The organism is Paenibacillus sp. FSL P2-0136, from assembly GCF_037975325.1.
GTDB classification, from domain to species: Bacteria; Bacillota; Bacilli; order Paenibacillales; family Paenibacillaceae; genus Paenibacillus_AQ; species Paenibacillus_AQ silagei.
In genome coordinates this window covers 912,350-934,109 of the sequence record NZ_CP150244.1, presented here as the reverse complement: position 1 = coordinate 934,109, position 21,760 = coordinate 912,350, and the positions used below count along the sequence as shown (strand labels likewise).

Annotated in this window: 3 protein-coding genes; all 3 read right to left on the bottom strand. The window is 51.6% G+C overall.

The window, feature by feature from the left end:
• Positions 1–134 precede the first annotated feature (134 nt).
• The gene (locus NYE26_RS03775) at positions 135–14,228 is read right to left on the bottom strand and encodes an S-layer homology domain-containing protein (protein WP_339253972.1); all 14,094 of its coding nucleotides are present in this window, start codon (positions 14,226–14,228) and stop codon (positions 135–137) included.
• Positions 14,229–14,463: 235 nt separating this feature from the next.
• Complete coding sequence (locus NYE26_RS03770; protein ID WP_339253970.1) at positions 14,464–16,077, bottom strand: S-layer homology domain-containing protein; 1,614 nt, start codon at positions 16,075–16,077, stop codon at positions 14,464–14,466.
• A complete protein-coding gene (locus NYE26_RS03765) occupies positions 16,074–21,746 on the bottom strand; it encodes a hypothetical protein (protein ID WP_339253968.1) in 5,673 nt (1,890 codons plus the stop codon). Before NYE26_RS03765 ends, NYE26_RS03770 begins: the two co-directional genes overlap by 4 nt.
• Positions 21,747–21,760: the final 14 nt, after the last annotated feature.

The window sequence follows — 21,760 nt, the reverse complement described above, 5'->3', positions numbered from 1 at the left end:
CTCCCTTAATAACAAATTCTATTAAGTTAGGATAGCACCTTCCGGGTCGGGGTGTCCACGCCTTGATTTTCCATTACAGGTTACCGGCAAAGGCCGGTCCTTATGCGGACCGGCCTTTGCTGCAGCCTCATTTCTTACTTGGATAATTTATAAATAATCTTGGATAATGTCATGACCAGCTTGTAGTAATTTTTGAAGTCACTAATATACTGGCCTGCCGCCTTTTCGAACATCTTCAGGACAATCTTCGCCCCGATATAATCGCGGTAGACATCCCATACGGCTCCTGCCGAATCCAGCACGTTGGCTCCGGATACAATCAGCACCTTCAGTGCATCCTCCGGTTCAATCCCTTCCGTCACCTTCAGCTGATTGGTGGCATCGGAGATACTAATCCTTCCATTGCGCATGGCGGATACGACAACAATCATGGCGATTTCATTGTTATCAAGCAATTTGCGTTCCAGGGAATCGAGACTGTCATAGAATTCCCGCTGTTTGGCGGTGGATACCTTTTTGAGAATACGGTAGGTCTCCTTGAGCACGCCGCCCGTGGCCATCTGAATTGCAGTGCCCAGATCCACGAGTGAGATCAGACCGGAATCCAGCATTCCCTGGGCGATGTCATCCATTGTCCAGCCGCCAATTCCCACCAGCAATCCCAGCAGCCAGACCGGCTGATAATTGATCGAGATCAGAGCACCCGCAACCTCACTGACCTGTGTAAATCCTCCGTCATACAGCGCCTTGGCTAAAGAGTAGTGGCTCATACTGCCCTTATACTTGTTCAGCAGCTTGGCAACATCAATTGCGGACAGGCCGAGCTGCTGCCTCAGAACTGCAATAGTGTTGTCGGTCTGCACATTCCGATAAGCAATGTATTCGCTTGGCGTGTAGCCATTGCGGATCAGCCATTGCAGCTGCTCGTCCACGGGCCAGTCTCTCAGGAAGACCAGCGCCTGCGGTACTGAGAGTCCAAGCTTTTTGAGAATCGCGGCAATAGCATCCCCGCCTTCGCCTACTGCATCAAGCCCTCCCATAATCGCCGTACCCGTATATCCGTATTCACGCATGGCAAGAGCAATCTCTGCTATTGGCGCATTCGGCAGTCCTGCCTTGACAATCTTAATGACCTTGTACGGGAGCAGATTCCACTTCCGCAAATATTGAACGATAGCGGCTGGCGTATTAACACCCAATTGTACCAGCTGTGTTCCCTGCTCCTCTTCCGTACCTGCATTCTGGCGCATTTCGTTGAAGTAATTGTAGCGCATCTTCAGAATGCTGGTATTGTCGTAACCCAGGCTCCGCAGCGTATCCACCAGGTAGCTGGACGGTGCCAGCTCCAGCAGCCCCCGGAGCTCCAGCTCGGCAGCTACATCATTGGCATTCGCTCCCCGGTCCTTCATACGCTTCAGATAGGCGTAGAGCGGATCAGCGCCGAACACTTCAGTCACCGCTGCACGTACACGCTCCGCAGACATGATCGTAGTGGAGATCGCATCCTGCACACCCAACGCATCCAGATTGAAAATCACCTTCAGCGCAAGCACGATATCGGTATCCCTGAATTTCGCCTTCATATAGTTCGCCACCGTTCCCGGGCTGCCCATAGAGGTTGCCGGAATCAGCTTTGCGAGGTAACCGATATTCGTGCTGCTGTAATACACCGTAGTGACGGCCAACCCAAGCTCTGGTCCCTTGACATGCACGGCCAGCAGGGCGGTTGCTTCATCGGCACCCAAGTTATAAGCATCCTTCAAATACTGGAGGATATCCTGTATCGCTGTACCTTGCTTATAGAGCAGGCTTACAGAGGCTTCTGCACCCGTGATTCCATATAGATCAAGCACTTGCTGAAGAGTTCCAGAGGATGTGCCCACTGCGAAATACACCTCAGTCACTGTCTTCTGTACCGCATCCGCCTTGTAAATACCCAGTCCGTTCAGGAGGGCCTTTGCCTCCGCCTCTGTCTTGCCGTAGCTCTTCTTCAAAAGTTCAGCGATATACGCCATCCGGTAGCCGCTTGTGCTTAAGACCTGAGCTGCTTGCGGGGCGTCTGTGAAAATACCCTGCGCTCTGAAGAACTCCATTGTGGCGGCATCATACGTGGTCCCATAAATGGCGCTGATGCTGCTCAGAACTGCTGAAGCACTGAACGATCCGTCTGCAATCAGCAGTGCTGCGGCAGCCGCCGCAGATTGGCCGTTATACTCTTTGAGCATTTTGACAATATCCTGGAGCGGGTAGCCCGCAGTCCATAGATAGGCAATGGCCGCTTGCTCTCCTGTAATTCCGGCTTCCTGCAGGATAGATTGAGGCGTTGCAGCCGTAGTGCCTTCCTCTACAGCTGACCCGTAGACCTGCCGCACCGTCCATTCTATAATGCTGGCGTCTTCCAATTGGAGCGACAGCAAAGCATCCCGAGTAGCCTGTAGCGAATTTCCATAATAGCTCTTGGATACTTCGATCACATCCTGCAGCGTGTAGCCCAGCGAACGAAGATATGGCGCTGCATCCTGGATGGAGGCAATGCCGCTGCGGTTCAGCAGCTCCTCCACGCTCTCATTCACCGGTTTGCCGTAGTATTCCGCCACAGCAGCCAGAATGTCAGCCACCGGATAGCCACCGGATTGCAGCAGGCTGTAAGTCGTCTCTCCGGCGCTAAGATTGTAGTGCGTCTTGCCTGCAAGCACCAGGTCGGTGATTGCAAATCCGGCGCTTCTCAGCTCCGGCACAGCATCGGCGAACACGGTGATCCCCAGCGCATTCAGCGTATCCAGCCGGGTCTGCGTCAGATTCTGCCCGTATACATAGGACACCGAATTCTGTATGTCCTCATCACCATAAGATCCCTCGACGGTCAGAGCGGCGGCAGTCTCTCCGGCCGTTAAACGGTAATGCTCCTTGCCCACCCGGACGATCCCGTTCAGATCGAACTTCATATTGCGCAGGAAGGATACAGCAGATTCCAGGGTGACCAGCCCGCTGGCTGCCAGTGAATCCACGATACTCTCACGCTGCGAGGTCCGGTAGATATCCGTCACTCCCGCAAGGATATCCTCCTGGCGGTATAGCCGGGAATCTGTGAGCAGCTGCAAGGCTGTTCCCGCAGATAATCCGTATTCTGTCTTGGCCAGCCTGATGCTGTTCGCCAGACTGAACCGGGCCTGGAACACAAAGGCAATGGCTTCCTCGAAGGAGGGAGATCCCTGCCGGACAAGCAGTGCATGAATCACTTGTTCAACAGATTGTCCATAGACTGCGGCAAGGGTCGTTACCAGCACATTCCTGTCAGCCAGAATATTCTTCTGCATGAAGAGCAGCGCCGTCTGACCTGCGTCCTGGTGGAAGGCGTCTTTGGCTGAGCTGGCAATATCTCTAGGCGCAAATCCCGCATTCCACAGATATTCAACAGCTGCGCTTACTTCAGTAATTCCCTGCTCCTGCAGTGCTTCTGCTATCGTACTTCCGAGCGTCTGTCCGTATACGGAAGCAAGCCCGGATAGAATAAGACTCTGATCATTCGGATAAGCGGCGGTAAGCAGCTTGGCGGCTTCTCCGGCCGTAAGCCCGTAATAATCCTTGAGTGCGCGGGCCATATCCGGCAGCTTGTAGCCGCCCTTCTGCAGAAATTCCAGCCCGTCCTCCGGCGATACGAGCTTGGCAGCGCTCAGGAGCTGGGCAATGGTAATCTGCTGCTGGCTATAGAGCGACTGCAGCAGCACAAGCGTCGCCTGCAGGTTGCCCCGCACTCCGGCATGGATCAGCAGCCCCCGCATGACCTCATCCTGGCTGAATCCGCCCTGAATCAGGGCCGGACCCACCTTGTCCGACTGCCAGTAGGCAGGGTAACGCGCAGCAAGCGTGTTAATCACGGAAGCAGCTGTAGCCCCTTGTGCCCGCAGCGTCTGAATCCACAGCGCGATTGGATCGCTGCCGTAGGCCCAGGCCGCCGCCCGGCCGATATCCTCCTGATCCTCGTTCGTCTGCTGGAGGAGCAGTGCCATCGCAGCAGCGCTATCCAGCCCGTAAGCTTCGCGCAGCACCAGCGCCCGGTCCTTCAGCGGATACGGAGCCAGCCGGTCAATGACCTGGCTCATGGTAAGACCTTTTGTAACCAGATAAGCAGTCACATCATTTGCTGCAATTCCGTATGTGCTGAAAGCGGCCACCCATTCACTCCACCCCTGACTGTCGAATTCAGCAGCGACCTCTTCGAAGGAATACCCCGCATTTTTCAGCGCAGAGATCAGGTAAGGCATTCCCTTCGTTCTGACACCCCCTGTAGGGTAGAGATTAATCGTTCCTTCCACGATCATATTCAAGGTATAGCTGCTGGATAAGCTCATGGCTACTGTGATCTCCGGCAGCGTTGCGCCAGCGAATAAATACTGGGTATCCTTCACCACCGTCCGCACATCACAGGCGCAGCCAAATCGGGAAAAGGCCTCGGTGCGCTCCAGCTCCACCCATTCCTGCATCGTGAGGCCCATCTGCCGGATAAGCGGCCCTGCAATCTCAACCTTATCCCACAGCCTGGAATTACTCATGGCTGCCGCTATCGCGGTAGCATCCGCCTTCTCATCTGCATCCTGGGAGAACACAGTACGCAGCGCCGTCAGAACATCGGCTGCTTCATAACGGTTGTTGTAATCATGGTAGAACAGATCCATTGCACCGCTCAGCGTGAGCGCTGTTCCCGCTTGTCTGTAAGCATCATACATAGTCTGCAGCGATTGTACCGGCGTTTTGCCCGCCAGCCTGAACTGTCTGAACAGTTCATAAGGATGGCTGCCCTGCTTCAGATAATAGTCCGCCAGCTGAACCGGATCATATCCCCCGTCCAGAAGATATTTCAGGATATGCTCCCGCTGGGATTGGGTAAGCCCTGGAGAGAGAGCCGCAATCGCTGCCGGGAGTTCTGCACCGAACTGTTCACGCAACAGCGCGGCCTGTGCTGAAGCCTGATACCCGCTGGCGGAGAATTGAGCGAGTACCTCGCTTAACGTGACACCTGCCGACACCCATAAATCATTCACGATGATGGCAATTTCCTGCACCTCATAGTGCTTGGCCATTAAGGCGCTAATGATCACAGAGGCTCCGTCACCAGCGGCTTTCACCGCTTCAGCCACTTCCCGGGCAGACACCTTGGCGTTCAGCAGCTCTGTCGCCGCATCCTGCTGCGAATATTCCCGGCGCAGCAGAGAATACGTATACGCCGCCGGGAAGCCAGCGCCCATGAAGGCCCGCAGCATTTCTGCCGCGCCAGCAAAGCTGTATTGCTCTGCAATTGCCTTGCTCACATCCGCCGCCGAATATCCCGCTTGGGACAGCCAAGTCGCACTGGTAACGGCATCGCCCGAGTACAGCTCCTTGATGACCGCTGCCGATTCCGTTGCCGGTTGCTTGCCTTCGGCCATGGCGGACACGGCCTGTGCACGGCTCAGACCATATGCACTCTGGACAGCTCCGGCAATCCCGAGGCTGTCATAACCTGTCAACCGGAGTAACTGTACGGTATTACCGCTTGTTTCATTCCAGTTATCCTTTAGGACCTTCGCCGCTTCTGTAACGGATACATTGTAGCGCTTCAGATATCCCAGGATGTCTTTGCTGAGCAGACCGAATCGCTGGAGCACTGGAGCAATCTCACTGATCGAATAGCCTGCCGAGAGAAACTCTGGGACAATCAATCCATCATATTTAGAAGTAGGCCGCTTCAGCGAATTGTAAGCATCATAGAGCGCTGACGCATCCGCGTGCATTGCATGCAGGATAGGAGTGATTTCTGAAGTGATCATCCCGTACTCGACCAGCACCGCACGGTACAGATTCGCTGCCTTGAAGCCGCCGTCCCGCAGAAGTACCGCCGTCTCCAGCGCCGTCTTGCCATATTGCGTGTGAAGAATTTGAGCCGGGTAGGCCGCATCATTCTTATAAGCATAGCTGGAGACGAAGCCGAGCAGTGTCGCTACATTGGCCACCGGCAATTCGTCGAAGACAGCCAGGAACGTCTGATTGACCGCTTTCACCCGGTTCACACCGGTGTAAGCTACCGATACCACGGAGGCTGAACCAATCACCCGGCCGCTGCTGTTCCAGCTCAAGAGGATCTGCACCGGATCTGCCCCGAGTGCCGCAGTCACGGAGCTTTGCCATTGACCATCGATCTTGACGGAGAAGGACCCGCTTGAAATCACGCTGGCCAGCGGCTTGTCAAACGTAAGGATAACCTGGGTCCCATTCTCCGAAGAGGTCGCATCCATCAGGAGCGGCGGCGTGCTTACATTATTCACCGTCAGCTCCGTACCGAGATCATACCCCGCTGCATCCAGCCGCAGCTTGAATTCCTTATTGTAAGCCAGGTTCGCTGCCACCTTGTACGTCTGTCCGAAGTCTGCAGTGGATACCGGACCCAGTGTTGCCGGGTTGTTGCCGGCATCCTGCAAGCTGAACTGTACACCTTGAACTGGTGTACTGAAGCTTACAGTGAAGCCATTCTCATTCACACCTGTGATACTTGAAGTGACACGGTAAGCCACATACACCTTAACCGCTGCCCCAAAGTCATACCCCGCCTTCTTCAGAGTTAGCGAATACGTACTGCCTTCGGCAAGCTGGGTTTGAATGATGTAGGTACCTGCGTCTGTTCCCGCAGCGATCCCCGTCACCTTGATCCTATCGCCTGCCGCCGTAAGAAGCTCCACATCTTCAGGCTGCACATCAATTCCCTTACGGCCCAGCAGCACACTTATTCCGCCGGCATCCGCACGGGTGACCTGGCTCGTAACCGCAACTGGCAGCACCACTTCGAGAGGCCCTTCTACCGGGTGGGACGGATCTTGCACCATCAGCGTATACGTTTGACCGGCGGCTATAGGCACACGCACCAGATAGATTTTGCCCGCATCGGCTGTACCCGGATTAGCATCATAGAATGAGCTGGAGGTGAGGGTAATATTCTGCCCGCCCGGTCCGCTCAGGCGAACGGAGGACAGACTCAGATTAGGCACAGCCTTGCTCAGATTCAGACTGAACCCGGCGGCGGTAATGTTACTCGCTGTCAATTGCAGCATCGGAAGGACATCCAGATGAACCGACGGGCCAAAATCATACCCCTTAGCTGTCAGCGCCAGCCGGTACGCCGCCCCTTCCGTCAGCTTCGCCGCCGCTTGATACGTCAGCCCGCCGTCAGCAGTTACCAGCGAATCTAGCGCTACAGCCTCGCCGCTGCTGTCCTTCAGCAGAATGTGGCTTACCTTCAAATCCGGGACTGCGGCTTGCAGGCGCAGGGTGAACCCGTTCTTGGACAGCGCCTCGATAGACTTGGCGACAGGCTGCAGTACCGTGAACGGCAGGACCGCGCCGAAATCATAACCGGCTGCCACTATATTCAGACTATAGGCGTCCCCGTATTGCAGTGCCGCTTGTACGGCGTAGGTCGCACCTCCATCTGAGGTGGTTGCCGCAGACACAACGCTCTGATTGCCCTCCGCATCCTTCAAGATGAAGCTGGCTGCGCTAAGTCCCGGAATAGCCGGGTCCAGCTTCACCGTCAGCCCGTCACTCTGAATTTTGTCATAGCTGAGTGCAACTTGTACTGGCACCTTCACCGCTAGAGCTGCCCCAAAGTCATAGCCTGTCCCGGCCACAGTCAGCGTATAGACCGCTCCATCTGCAAGATTAGCAGACAATACATAACCAGCCCCCCCGTTCAGCTCCTTAACGGCTGTAACCGGAGTGGACTGCCCGGAAGCATTAACCAGCTTGAAGCTGCCAGCCTTAAGCCCGCCAACAGCCGGGTTCAGGAGAACACTCACGCCTTGCCCGTTAACAGGACCAACCTCACTTGCAATCACACTCGGCAGCGTAGCCGACAAGACTTCCCCGAAGTCATGACCCGTCTGTTGCAGCGCAATCGTATAGGTCTGGCCTCCGGCAAATGCTGCCTTCAGGCGGTAAGTCAAGCCATGGTCGTCCGTCACCGCAGAGGACACAGGCAACACTTGCCCTATGCTATCCTTCACCGTGAAATCAGCGGCACTCATTCCAAAGACACCGGGATTCAGTCCGATCTCCACGTAGTCCGCTCCTATTCTCAACACTGCCGCGCTTATCATAGCCGGAACGTCAATGAAGATCGGGGTGCCGAAGTCATACCCGTGCTTGACAATACGCAGCGAGTAACGCTCTGTTCCCCAGAAGCTCGCTTCTACCTTATAAGTGAATCCCCCGTCCGCTGTCGATATTTTCATAGGATGGTAGACTGTAGCGTTGTCTCCTTGCTTGATGTTCAAATCACCCGGCAGCAGGCTTGGCATCGCCTGATCGAAGCGTACAGTGAACGCCTGATTGTTCCCGGTCTCCATCCCCTCGAACGCAGCCGCTACAGCCTGGATGGACAACGGCAGCTCCGTACCCAGGTCGTATCCCGCCACATGCAGGCCCAGCTTGTACTGCACACCCGCCTTCAGATAGACACTAATCTCATAAGACCGGCCCGCATCCCGGGTAATGACCGATCTTAAGTTGACGGTTTGGCCTTGGTCATCCGTCAGGCTGACATTTCCGGGGTCCAGACTGAGCGGTGAGGACAGGCTCAGCTTGAAGCCGGTCACAGACAACTGATCCACCGTGGCCGAAGCCGCATTCAAGGTGAACGGGTCAATGCTGTCAAAAACATACGGCGCCTTCGCAGCAATCTTCACCGTGTACGTCTTGCCTCCGGCCAGCGGAACAAGCACGTTATAGCTCCCTGGAGCAGTGGAAGCCTGGAGGGATTGTACCGCAGCGATATTTCCCTCTTTATCAGTGACCGTAATATCCGCAGCACTTAGACCGGGCACCTCCGAGCTCAAAACAAGCTTGAAGCCGCTCCGCGACTGGCCGTGAATGATTGCATATACCCCTACTTGGAAGCCCACCGTAAGCGGAGCCCCGAACAGATAGCCGGGATACTTGGCTTGCAGGGTATACGTCTCGAAGGCGTCGAATTTCCCTTCAATATTGTACATCGCGCTTGCCGGACCCTGAGAAGTCACCGTAATCGCGATCTTGCGGCCTTTGCTGTCATACAACGCGAAATGCTCTTCGGTCATATCCGGCAGATTCGGAGAGACGGACACCACAATCTTATTTAGCACCGTGCCCACCAGCCGGAGGGCAGCCGACGCCGAGATATCGAAGGAGACCGGAGAAGCCAGCCGGAACTCCTCTCGCGCCAGATCCAGAGTGTACCCCTTGCCCGCTGCCACCGCATTCAGCGTCACCTGGTAGCTTAGGCCCTGATCCGTTGTCTTGAGTGAATACTCATTCACAGGGACTGGATTCCCGCTCGGATCACGGAGGATTACTTGCTGCGGGGTCAATCCGGTAACCTTGGAGCTGAATTGAAGCTTGAACCCCAGTACCGTTATATTGCTGAGCGCAGCCGTAATGATTTTCGATATTGGAAAAGCTACGGGTTCATTCACCTGATAAGTTACATCCGGCTTGTACTGTACCGTATACGTTTGCCCTCCGGAAAAGGTACCGGCAAGGGTGTAGTGAGCGCCTGCATCCGCTGTTGCCGCTGAAGCCAGTGCAATGCTGTCACCAGCGGCATTTCGGATTACAAAATGCCGCTGGGCCAGCCCCGGAACCGGCGCATCCAGCTGCACCTTCACACTTGCTGTTGTCGCCTCCACAACTGTCAGCGTTGGCGGCAGCCGGAAGGAGACTGGATTCATTGAGAATTCATCCTTGTCCAGTTTGACCATGTAGGCCATACCCGGCTTCAACTGATTGCCCGGCACTCGAAGCTGGTAGCTCGCCCCGCCGTCTGCCGACTCGAACAGATTCGGATAATAGAGCGTGCCGGCTTCATCCGTTAACGACAGCCCCAGATAATTCTCAATCTCCGGGAACGCGGGAGCGAACTTCAAGGTGAACTGCCCGTCCTTCGTTACATCCGCTATGCTGGCGGCAATCCACTTATTCACATGGAACGTGACCGGCGAGTAGAAGAGGATGTACCCTTTCTTCAGCACAATCGTGTAGTCCGCATTCTCCGCAAGCGTTACCCGCACTTGATAGGTCCCGCCATTATCACTCGTGGTTAACGTAACTCCGTTCAGCTTGTTATTCTGCGCATCCGTGATCGTAAGGTCATCAGGCAGCAGGCCCGGCACCGGGTTGGCAAAAGAAAGCTCGAAGCCCGCACTCGTGATCTTCGAGACACTGGTTGTCCCTGCGTCTGTGGTCGCTGCAACCTTGAATTTCACCCCTGCTTCCGGTAGATGCCCGGTCAGCTTCAGAGTATAGCTGCCTCCCGCCAGGTGGGCCGACAGCCGGTAGCTTGCGCCCTGGTCCGCCGTTGTTGCTGAGGATATCACTACGGGATCTCCTGTATCGTTGTTCAACAATACGAAATTCTCTGCATCCAGCCCATCCACGGCATAATCGAGCTTCGCAAGCAGCCCACTGTTCTCAATCTCATCGACAGAGACTGTAGCAATTAGCGGAACCGCAAAGGAGACCACATTCGGGTCCACATCTGCATCCAGCGCGAGACTATAGTAGCCCGGGGTCAAGGCGGCTGAGAACTGATAGCTTCCGCCTTCCGGGTCATTCATGACGACCTTCTGGATAGGAACCTCCGTGCCTTCAAAGGCCCGGGTTAACTTAAAGCCGTATTGCATATTGATCTTCATCGCAGGTGACATCACAAGCGTGAAGCCGCCGTATGTCGGATCTACTACCGTGTTCTGGGCATACACATAAATTTTCTTCGGCGCGCCGAAGTCATACCCGTCCGCCTGAACCGATACGTAATAACTCTGACCGCCCTCTCCGTCAAAAGCCACTACATAGATCCGCTGCTGGTTATCCCAAGTGACACCTGTAATCGCAACCTCATGGCCTGCCAGATCCGTGGCCCTGAAATGTTCAGCGGTCAAATCCGGCACGCGCGGATTCAATCCAGCCATGAATTGTGTCGGCTTCCGCCCCGCGCCCCATACATTCAGAGTCGCGTTCACCAGTGTGGCCGGCTTCCCGAAGCTGTAGCCCGGAGCCGTAATGCCAAGTACAAATGGGCCTCCGGCATTAATCTGCGTGGTGAGCAGCTTGTAGGTACGGCCTCCGTCACTGGAGCCCGCCGAGTCCAATACAACCGCCCCGCCGCTGCTATTCTTAAGCTCAAAGGCTGAGACTGTCAACCCCGGTACCGCCCGCCCGAAGTGAACCGTAAGGCCGCTATAAGCACCGGGATACCCGTCGAAGGTCGTATACTTACTGATTTCCACGGTCTCAGGAACAACTAGGGTCCCTTGTATGAATCGTCCGTCATAGAGATTGACATGGTAAGCATAACTTCCTGCTGCGGGCAAATCCGCAGCTATCACTGCAGATTTCCTGTCCAGACCAAGCTGGACTTCATCCACGGCTACGGCCCCGCCGCCCGGAGCCTGCAGAGTCATATCGCCTGCCGAGAAGTCTGGCGTACCTTGCGCAAACTGCAGCTCAAATCCGCTATGCGTCACCCAGCCTGCCGAAGAGGGAACTTCCTCTGCCCGGACCGCCAGAGCCGCCGGTTCCGTGAACTCATACCCGTCCATATCAAGCGAAAGGGTATACGAATCCTTCGGGGCCAGGCTGGCCCACACTTCATATTGCCGGCCGGGAACCACTGTACTGAGCATATCGATACTGACCTGCCCGCCCGCCGCGTTCTCCAGCACCAGGCTCAGAGAATCTATCTCCGGCACTGTCTTATCCATAGACAGGATAAAGCCGTAAGTACGAACGGTGCCAATCAAAGGTTCAACCTTCACCTTGCCTACGGCTGGTACAGTCACTTCAAGCGCTGTCCCGAAGCTATAGCCGCTCCGTTCCATACTAAGCGTGTAGGTGCTGCCCGGGACAAGTCCTGCAGTAATCGTGTATACACCGCCATCCTCTGCGGAGGCCGCTCCGTCCACCGGAATGCTGCTGCCATCCCCCGCTGTCAAAGCGAAATGAGCTGGGGTTAATCCCGCAACCGGTGGATTCAAGGATACCTGGAAGCCCGTCTCCGTGATGCCGTAGACCTCAGCAGATACCGAGATCACTACCGGGTCCGTGACCGGAACGAATACGGACACAACCCCGCCGAAGTGGTAGCCCGCCTTCGTCACGCTTAACAAGTAGGTAGCCCCTTCCTGCAAGGCAGCTGTCAGCTGGTAAGAGCTTCCGCCGTTATGGGCAGCAGCCTCTTGAATAGCGACAGCTTCGCCCGTCCCGCTGCGCTTCAGGGTGAAGCCAGACAGCGGCAAATCGGCTACCGGCTGATCGAACTGGACCTCCAAGCCCGCTACGCTGATATTCTGCACCGCCGTGGCCACCCGAATATCCTCCGGTGTAGTCACCGGAATAACTAAGGTTACCGGGGCGCCGAAGGCATACCCTGCCTTGGAGAGTGTAACAGTGTAGGTCTCCCCCTCCTTCAAGGCTGCGGCAACCCGGTAAGAGCTTCCCCCGTTCAGTGAGCCAATGAAGGATATCTCTATGGCCTGTCCCGCTGCATCCTTCAGCGAGAGCTCTGCTGCTGTCAGGTTCGCAACAGGCTTGCTGAAGCTGAGCATGAAGCCGCTCGGAGTACCGAGCGCAGCAGTAACTGCCACCTCAAGCGGCTGCTCTGCAGGCGGCAGGGTTGGCTGAGGTGTTGGGGATGGAGTAGATGTTGGAGATGGCGGGGTCGTCGGGTTGCTTCCGCCACCGCCACCACCGCCACCGCCACCACCGCCACCACCACTTCCTCCGCCAGTTCCACCCGCTCCACCTGCTCCGGCAGGAGCCGTGCTTGCAGCCGGAGCAGTAACCGTATACTCTCCGCGTGTCGTAGTTTCCACGCTGCGGGGGGAACGTTCAAACACTACTTTTGGAGCATCTACCAGTGCCTTCACGATTTCTCCCGCGCCTGATACACTTGCTGTGCCATGCAGCTCCAGATCACTTACCTTCACGCCTTCGTTCAGCGTAATGGACGAAGCGCTGACTCCCCCGGCAACGCTTAAGCGGCCTATGGTCCCCGAGGTGACCACAACCTTGACGTTGCTCTTAATCTCCACCGAGCTGAAGTCCCCGCTCAGGGTGACTTCACCCGCTCCTGAAATAACAACCCCCTCAATACCGCCGGAAGCTGTCCCGCTCTGCTCTGACTCAAGCTTAGCATCGGACTGGACATTCAACTGCCTGATGATCGTTGTCCCGCCGACCACAACCCGTACCAGACCGTCCGCCCGATCCACGGTTACAACACCGAGCTGCGAATGATTGATATGTACACTATGGGCACCGCCGCCTTGAATATCTGTGCTGCCCTGTACCGTCACCTGTTCAAGGTAGATCTCTCCGTCTCCAACCTTGGAGCCGATGAGCAGATTTCCTTGAACCTGAACGTTGCGCAGCGTTATGCCCGGTGCATTCAGGGTAAGATCACCGGCAACGGTGAACGAGCCTGTAGCAGGACCATAAGTGCCGCCCGTCTCCAGAGTCTTCGCTGGAGGAATGATCCCTCCCTCTGCATGGCTGCCGGACTGCTGCTTCAGACGATCCAGCAGCACAACGGCTTCGGCCCGTGTGAGCTGCCGTGAAGCTGCAATCGTTCCATCCGGGAACCCCTTCATGTAACCGGCACTTAGCACAGCACCCAGCGCATCACGGCCATAGCCCGGAATACTGCCGGCATCCTTGAATACCTTCAGCGGATCTTCGCCGTCCTTCATCAGCACAGGCGTAAGCTTGGCGAGCATTACGGCCGCCTCCACCCGTGACAACGGCTTGTCCGGCTGGAAGGTCCCGTCAGGAAATCCCTTCACATATCCGGCCTGGACCGCTGCCTGCACCTGTGAGACGAACCAGGCCGCAGAGGGAACATCCTTGAAACTGATCTTTCCCGTTCCCTGGTAAGCAAACAAGCGGTTCACTAACGCCACAAACTCTATACGTGAGATAGTCTGATCAGGCCGGAAGCTTCCATCCTGGAAGCCTTTGATATACCCGCCTCCTATCCATTCGCTTAGTTGCGGCTCCGCCCAATGACCGTTAATATCGCTCGCAGCAGAGGCTGTCCCGTTCACAGCCGCAGCCTCTGCCTGGCCTGTCTGCCAAAGTCCGGGACTCCACAGCCCCGCAATTAGACTGACAATCAACAGCCAATGGAGCAAGAGCCTTATTCTCTGTTTTGCCCGGTGGTTCTTCACGCCAATTCCCCCTTCATCACAGCACCCTTGTTTTTCGACAATCTATGAGATTTTTCTCATAGACAGAATCATATCTTGTATATTTGAGTCTACAGGAAGGGAATAAAAGAATAATGAAAGCTTTGGAGAGCAAACACAGAAAAACCGCGAAGCAGCAAGGCTTCGCGGTTTTTTATTTCGCGGTTTTTTATTTAATGAGATAAATATTTCGGGGCGGTTTGTATTTATTTGAAATTCAGTCCAACTCACTAAACCTTTCGAGCATAGTGGCAACCTCTGCTCTGGTTGCAAGACCCGAAGGATTAATAGTCAAATCCGTGTTGCCCTTCATAATGCCCTTAGACACAGCCCAAGTAATGGACTCTTTGGCATAGCCTGAAATTTGATTTGCATCTTTGAAGCTCAGGCTGGAAGTTTTAGCTTGAAGGTCAACACCTTTAACCTTTGCGTATCTATGCAGCATAACAGCAATTTGCTCACGGGTGATGGCATCATTGGGAGCGAATTTACCCTTATCATACCCGTTAACAATGTTACTTTGATTTGCCCAAATCACCGGATCTGAATACCAACGGCCACTTTGAACATCAGAGAATACATTGGCAAATGTAACATTCGGTTTATTTTCCATACGATAGATTACAGTGGCCAGCATCGCACGGCTCATTTTCCCGGAGGGTGAGAATTCCGTCTCAGAGGTTCCCGTGAATAGTCCCTTGTTGTACACATACCTTACAGAAGGATAGAACCAATCGTCATGTGCTATATCTGTAAAAGGAGTTTTCTTAGCAAAGGTTACAACCACAATGGTGTCACGGCTAACCTCTGGAATGGTGTAAATGTCATGGCCTATAAATTTGTCACCGTTGACAAAGATATATTCGGTCTCAAACCCTTCATCCGGAATCATTCTGATGGTGGCAGAGGTTGTTGCACGAATGGTCTGAGCTTCAAAGCCCTCGGCAATTTTGCCATTTCCGCCTTTAACAGAAGCTTTAACGGAATAGTACAGATCAACTGCGGTGTTATTGACTGTGGTATTGTCGGCCGGAGCAGCCCAACGTTTCGGGCCGACAATTTTGGAGTTCTCGAAATCGGAAACACCCATGCTAAGCTTTTCAATAGCTTCAGTGATTTCAGACGCCAGCGCATCCTTGTTATTAAAAACAGACTCAGCCCCGACAATCACCTCTCTCAGTTTTTGAGCGGATTTTGTCGGATACCAATGATCCGGATAGTAGATGTTTTTGGGATTATCCGCAATAGTAACTGAAGCAAGTAAAGCTTTTGCAGCAACAATGTCTTCATATAATAGAGATTTTGAGGGGTCCTTTACTCCATCGCCCACAATAATTTGCACATCTTCAACCGGTTCAATATACCGGTGTGTCGCATCTTTGTTCGTCAGAATGAAGCTGCTTGAAGAGATGCTGAACGTGCCGCTGTTCTTAGCTTGAAATACAGCCGTTCCAATATTTTTCAGTATGGAATCCTCTCTTCCCTTGGCGGTCATATCCAGATAGACATAGTTGATAGCACCATCGGAATATTTCATTGAAATGTCCTTTTCCACATTCACACCGGTATTTTCCAGTACATAAGAATCAAACTGCAGCTTTCCTTGAAAGCCATATACAGGCGCCCTTCCGGCACCCGTATAGGAAAGACTTAGCTTAACAAATATTTTTTCTCCAACTTCAAATGATGATTTTAAGGAACCTGAGCTGTCCGTTACTGTGATGTCCACACGATAACTAAGGTCTGCAGCATCATTTGCGCCATAGGCATATGAGGGTAGGGCAGCCCCTAGAAGCATGATGCACAAAATGATTTTTAAGTATTTGATCATCTTTTAAGTGCCTCCATTAGTGTGAGCTGCGCATCTACAATATCAACAATGCCGTCACCGTTTGTATCAGCTCTCATCCAATTTTCTACAGAACTAAAACCGTTGTAAACATTGTCTAAAATAGCATTCAATGTTGCCATAACGTCGACTTTATCAATAGCACCACTGCCATCGGTGTCTCCACGCAGAAGAACAGGAGATTTCACCGTTGGTTCAAAACCAAGCTTGGCTGTTAATTGCTCGCCTGTGACAAGCTCCTTTGAAGCACCAATATATGCTTTCTTAAGATTGTCATATAACAAAGTTTGTTTGTTGCCTCCAATCACAACCGTTGCCTTGCCCATGTTCATTTCAGTGTATATGGTGTACAACGAGAACCCTTGTGTCTGACGAACTTCATAACGGTAACCATAATCTTTTACTTTGATTTTGATAACGTCTGACAGTTCTTTATAGACCGTCTTCCCGTCCTGGCCTTCAAAGGCAGACAGTCTATAACTAACCTTGATGGCCGTTTCGCCTGGAGCTAATGCTTCAATGGTCCCATCTTGCGAGAGTCTGATGATGTTCTGATTATAAAGAACGTCCCACACAACGTCTTCTGCTTTTAGAACGGTACCGTTAACTGTGCGGAGAGCTTTCACAGACAGCGCCGTTGTCCCGCCTATGCCAAGCTCGATCGAATCAGGCTGATCCTCGGAGCCTTCCAGGTCAGAGATTAGTTTAATGCTTTCATACTCTGACAAAACACGATTCACAAGATACACTGGAACAGCCGTTTCGTTACCGGCATCATCAACCGCTTTAAGCATCAGGGTTTGGTTCGGGTCCTCACTCGAGGCCTTACGATTGACAACGAAGGTTCCGTCCGGACTGATAACAATTCCGTCTGAAGTGCCGTCTAGCGTTAATGTTGCGGATGGATCTGTTAGACCACGGAAGCTGTAGCTTGAGTCTGCGCCAACAAAAACAACTTGATTGCTGACGGTGTTATCAACGTTTTCCCCGTCAAGGCTGGTTTGAACATCTTCATCAAGGAGTAACGCAGGTGCTTGAGTGTCAACAGTAAATCCAATAGCCCCTGATGACCTGCTGCCTTGGAGGGTGTCACGGTTTTCAGCCACCGCTACAAAGTCAATCAGCTGCTGGCCGTCTTCAACACTTTCTTCAAATGACCAGACCTTCTTATACTCTTGAGGCGTGTTTTTATCTTCGGTATTAAGGTTGAAGGTCAATTTAACAGGTCTGTCGAAGGTGTACGTTGCCTTTACTTGGTCAGTGTTTAAATAGTACCGATCTTTGGATCTGTCAATGTTTGTCTCAACGCTTACAAGCTGAGGTTTATCCGTTGAAGGCATAACAAAGCCTGGCGATGATGCAAATTCGGTTGAACGATAATATTCCGCCTGTTTCAGGGCAGACTCCACAATTCTAGCAGCCTGCACTTTAACAAAATAAGTCTTGCCTTCCTCTAATAGAGGCCGGTTGGTTTGGTTTTCTAATGGTTTTAGAATGATGTCACTGCCCACTTTAAATTGACCGAAGGAATTCTCGACCTCAACTCCATCTTCGTCTTGGATCGCCACAAGATAATGGGTTGCAGTGTCGTCGCTTCCCGTTATGCCAACCTTCACATAACCGTCACCACTGTAGACCGCAGACACAGATTTTGGGTTTCGAGGGAGCAATGGATTTGTGAAAGTGAATGTTGAAGCAGTGATTTTCTTGCTCATTCCGCCTTGATGGTTAACAAGCATTGCAACCACGTGATATTTCCCTTCAGGAAAAGACTCAGGAAGCGTGAATACATGAGAACCTGATTCGATTTCATCTAACTCCAGGTTACCGATACTAATTAAGGATGAAGTATCTTGAATGTTAGAGGATTCGATGGTTTTCATGATTGACGGGTCTTTCGTGACATAGACATTAAGTGCACCCGAATATTGGCCTTGCTTGTCCGTTGTCCAAGAAACGTTAAGTTCACGGCTTGTATTTGTGCTAGTAGAAGCACTAACTCCTGTAAGCTCTGGCATATAGTCAACACTGTTTACTGCAAAGTTGTCTATATAAACCTCAGGTGTTGAAACTGAAATGGACCAGTTCCCCCCAACAATCAGAGAGGGATCAGTGACTGAAATGTACAAATAATTAGTGCCATCTAAAGATTGAACAAGATAGTTTCCGTTGCCCTTATTATCGTCTTCAACCATGGTCAATCTTTTTCCATTTGGATTGGTAATATTAATTTCTGATGCAGAAGGCTTGATTAAACCACGAAGTGGAATTTCAAAGAGAAGTGCATCCTTTGTTGCCGGGTTAATCTCTTTTGTAACCCCATTCCCGGCCCTTGTCTTAGCGACGGCCTCCGTACTTAGTCTTCTCATATTCGTTCCATAGATCATGGTGGTTGGCACAAGGTTGCCGCTCTCGTCCAGCGCTTCCGAGTGGACATAGTGAACGGCGTCTCCTCTTGAAGAGAGGTCGATGGACCCGCCAAAGCTGAGGTCACCGTTCCAATAATAGATAAAGCCCAGCTTCACCCCAATGACCTTAAAGTTTGCACCCACAAAGTCAGATGAGACGGCTGCCTCAACACCTGCGATCTCCTTGCCCCCGAGCAGCGGGATGGAGTCTGGAATGAACAGCCCTGCATAAACATAACCATAAAAATAATCTTCCGTAATTTTAATCGTGATCCCGCCACGAATGGCTCCGGCATGAATACTGATGCTGCCGAAGGCATTGAGCTGAAACGGCGAGATCCATTGAACATTCATTCCCGCTTGAATATTAAGAAGTCTTCCTTCTTCATCTTTTTCTAACCGGCCGGTACCTTCAATGGCAAGACCCGATAGTTTTGCATCCAGCTTAAAGTCACCTACAATAATCGCATTAATTAAAAGCCTCGTTTGAAGATGAATGGTAAGGGGTGGAAGTTCACCTGCCGGTTCTCCGGCAACGGTGTCTGCAAGGTTCGAAATCCCTCCGCCAAGGCCTGTGATAAATACATAAGGTGCAACCACAGGAACCTTCATTGTAGTTGGCGCTAAAAAGAAGGTGAGTTTATCAAGCATCATCTTGGGAACTTCGTTAATAGGAACCTTCTTCAGTGCCAGTGACCCTTCTACTTCCAGCATGGTAACGGAAACACCGGCATCAATGCTATAAATATCATCAATGGTGTTAATGGTTATATCCGCCTTAACACCGGCCTCGTTTCCTACTAATGGGCCTAATATATCTTTGGGCAGGGCTACAGATAGTGTTGTGTTAATGCCAACAAAACCAATTTCGCTGTCTTTACTGCCATAGAGAACATCTTGAACGTTCGCTGTCAGTGAGCCTTTATAATCATAATGCTCCTCACCCTTCGCTGGATCAGCAGCTTTTAAAGGCATTGAAATCCTTCCGCCAAAGCTGATTCCGAAATCATCATCGTCCTGGGTCATCACACCATATTTAATATTGATCAAAAAACCTGCAATATTTTGCAGCATAGAACCGGCATCTCCAAGCTGAAGTTCAAAGGCCTGAGCAGTCTTCTCGGCAACAGCCTCCCGATTCAGAGTATATTTGGTTCCATTATTGGCTTCGAAATGCCACTTATTATGCCAAATATTAATCGAGTTGATCACTTTGACGGTACCATCGCCTTCCAGCTTTGCACCCTTGTTGTCAACGGTCATCTTAAGAGCTTCGTTGCTGTCATAGGTCAGGATGCTGTTGATGGTAATATCGCCATCGGCTCTGCTGGCAGAGTAATATTTTTCTTTACCCGTATCCATAAGCCTGATTTTTCCGCGAAGGGTCAACAGAATTTCTGTTTTATTTTCTTCAAATGCTATTTCTTTGTGAAGAATGCCATCTTTTTTCACGCCGCCGGATATAAATTTCTTCATTACATCTTCGTTTGTAAAACTAATATAATCATATAACTGTCTGTTGTTTGCAGCGTCTGTGAACCGGACTAGCGAAACAATACCGTAGCTTGCACTTCTATCCGCTAAATTATTGGTGACATCCACTGTAGTTGTTGCTTTAATTTTGGTACCGAAGGCCTCGATCAGCTGTTGATTCGTAAATCTAAATTCAATGTCATACTTTCCAACCGCCAACGTCTGATTCGTTGAGAAGGCAAGCGTTTGACCTTCATCAATAAAACTTATTTTTCTTTTGTCAATCAGAACAGCCTCAGCGCCGGATGCTGGAACAAGGTACAGACTCCATCCGTCACTTCCCGAAAGGGCCTCCATCAGAACCTTCATATCGCCAGAAACGGTAAGGTTTTTGTCACCTTCATAATAAACTGCCGCCGGGAAAACATGCTTCATTGAAACTTCCGGGAGCTTTCCTTTAACTGCAGGAATCAAAATGTTTGTGTTTGCACTATAGTCAACCACTTTATTTGTGCTAGCATCAATAATTTCTGTGGCGTTTAACGAAACGACCAGACGTTTTGATGTGATCATAGACTGTGTCTCTGCAATAATGTCAACATCCGGAATATTAAACACCGTTCCAATGTTAAGACCGCCCGAAATCTTCACCGTGTATTCCCGTGTATTCGTGGCTGCAAACACAAGTCCCTCTTCGAGGCTAAGCTTCACAATGGGTTCTATAAGTTCTTTTGCTCCTGAGACACTGTTGTCAATGACTACATTTGCTTTAAAAACACCATTGTTTTCATAAGCTTTTTTGTCGTTAGTAAGTAATACTTGTTCAGTGTGGATCCCTATGGATACATGCTCCTTTTTGGTTTGTTCAGCAAAGTTACCGATACCATAGAGCATTTCAGAAATTCTGACTTGACCCGGCTCAATGGTTTTTTCATTCCAATAATAAGCCGTTGCAGTGTCAGGAACTAAGTATTGGTTGGAGTAATTAGTAAAGTCAACACTAGGGTTTGGTGTATAATCGTATCTGGTGTTTGCAAGATTAATCCAGTGCCCGACAATCACTTTATCAACGTTCACATCCTTGTTGCCGCTCCAGCCGGACAAGAGGGCATAAGCCGTCTTGTTCGAAGCTGAAAGCGAATCAACATATCTAATTTGCTGCGGAAGGTTGTCACCGCTATATTCGGTTTCAACGATTGTCGGCTGCGACGGGTCAACCAATGCATAAGGTGCATCAATTTCTGAACCAAGCGCGTTGTCTAGTAGAAGCCGGATCCCCACCGTTCCGGCTGTGGCATTGTTATTTTTCACATCATATGAAATACCAATGTTTCCAGCTCTGGAGTTGTTAGGGTCAATCGAAATGGACACCTTTTGTGTGATGGTATAGCCCTTAATGTCCCATGCAATGGTTAAAAGCCTGTTTTGCTCTGAAACGACAGGTTCATGAAGCTTTGTATCGATGCCAAACCAGCCATACTCCTGACCGAAAACAAAATCCTTTCCGTCGATACGAACGGTTGTGAAGGATGTTCCATTGCTCCTTGCCGCATCTTCCTTATAAAGAAGCGGAAGGTTGTTGTCAAACGCTTTTTGCGGATGACCGTCAATGGTTTCAATGGAGAAACCACCCGTTTTTGAATTGATTGAATATTTCATAAATTCGTTCGCAATGGAATAATCCGCATTGCTAGCGTCAGCATGAACAGGGAAACTGGCAAAAGTGAAAAGCATGGATAGAATAATAGCTGCAGCGATGCTGCGTTTCATTGTTCTATAGAACG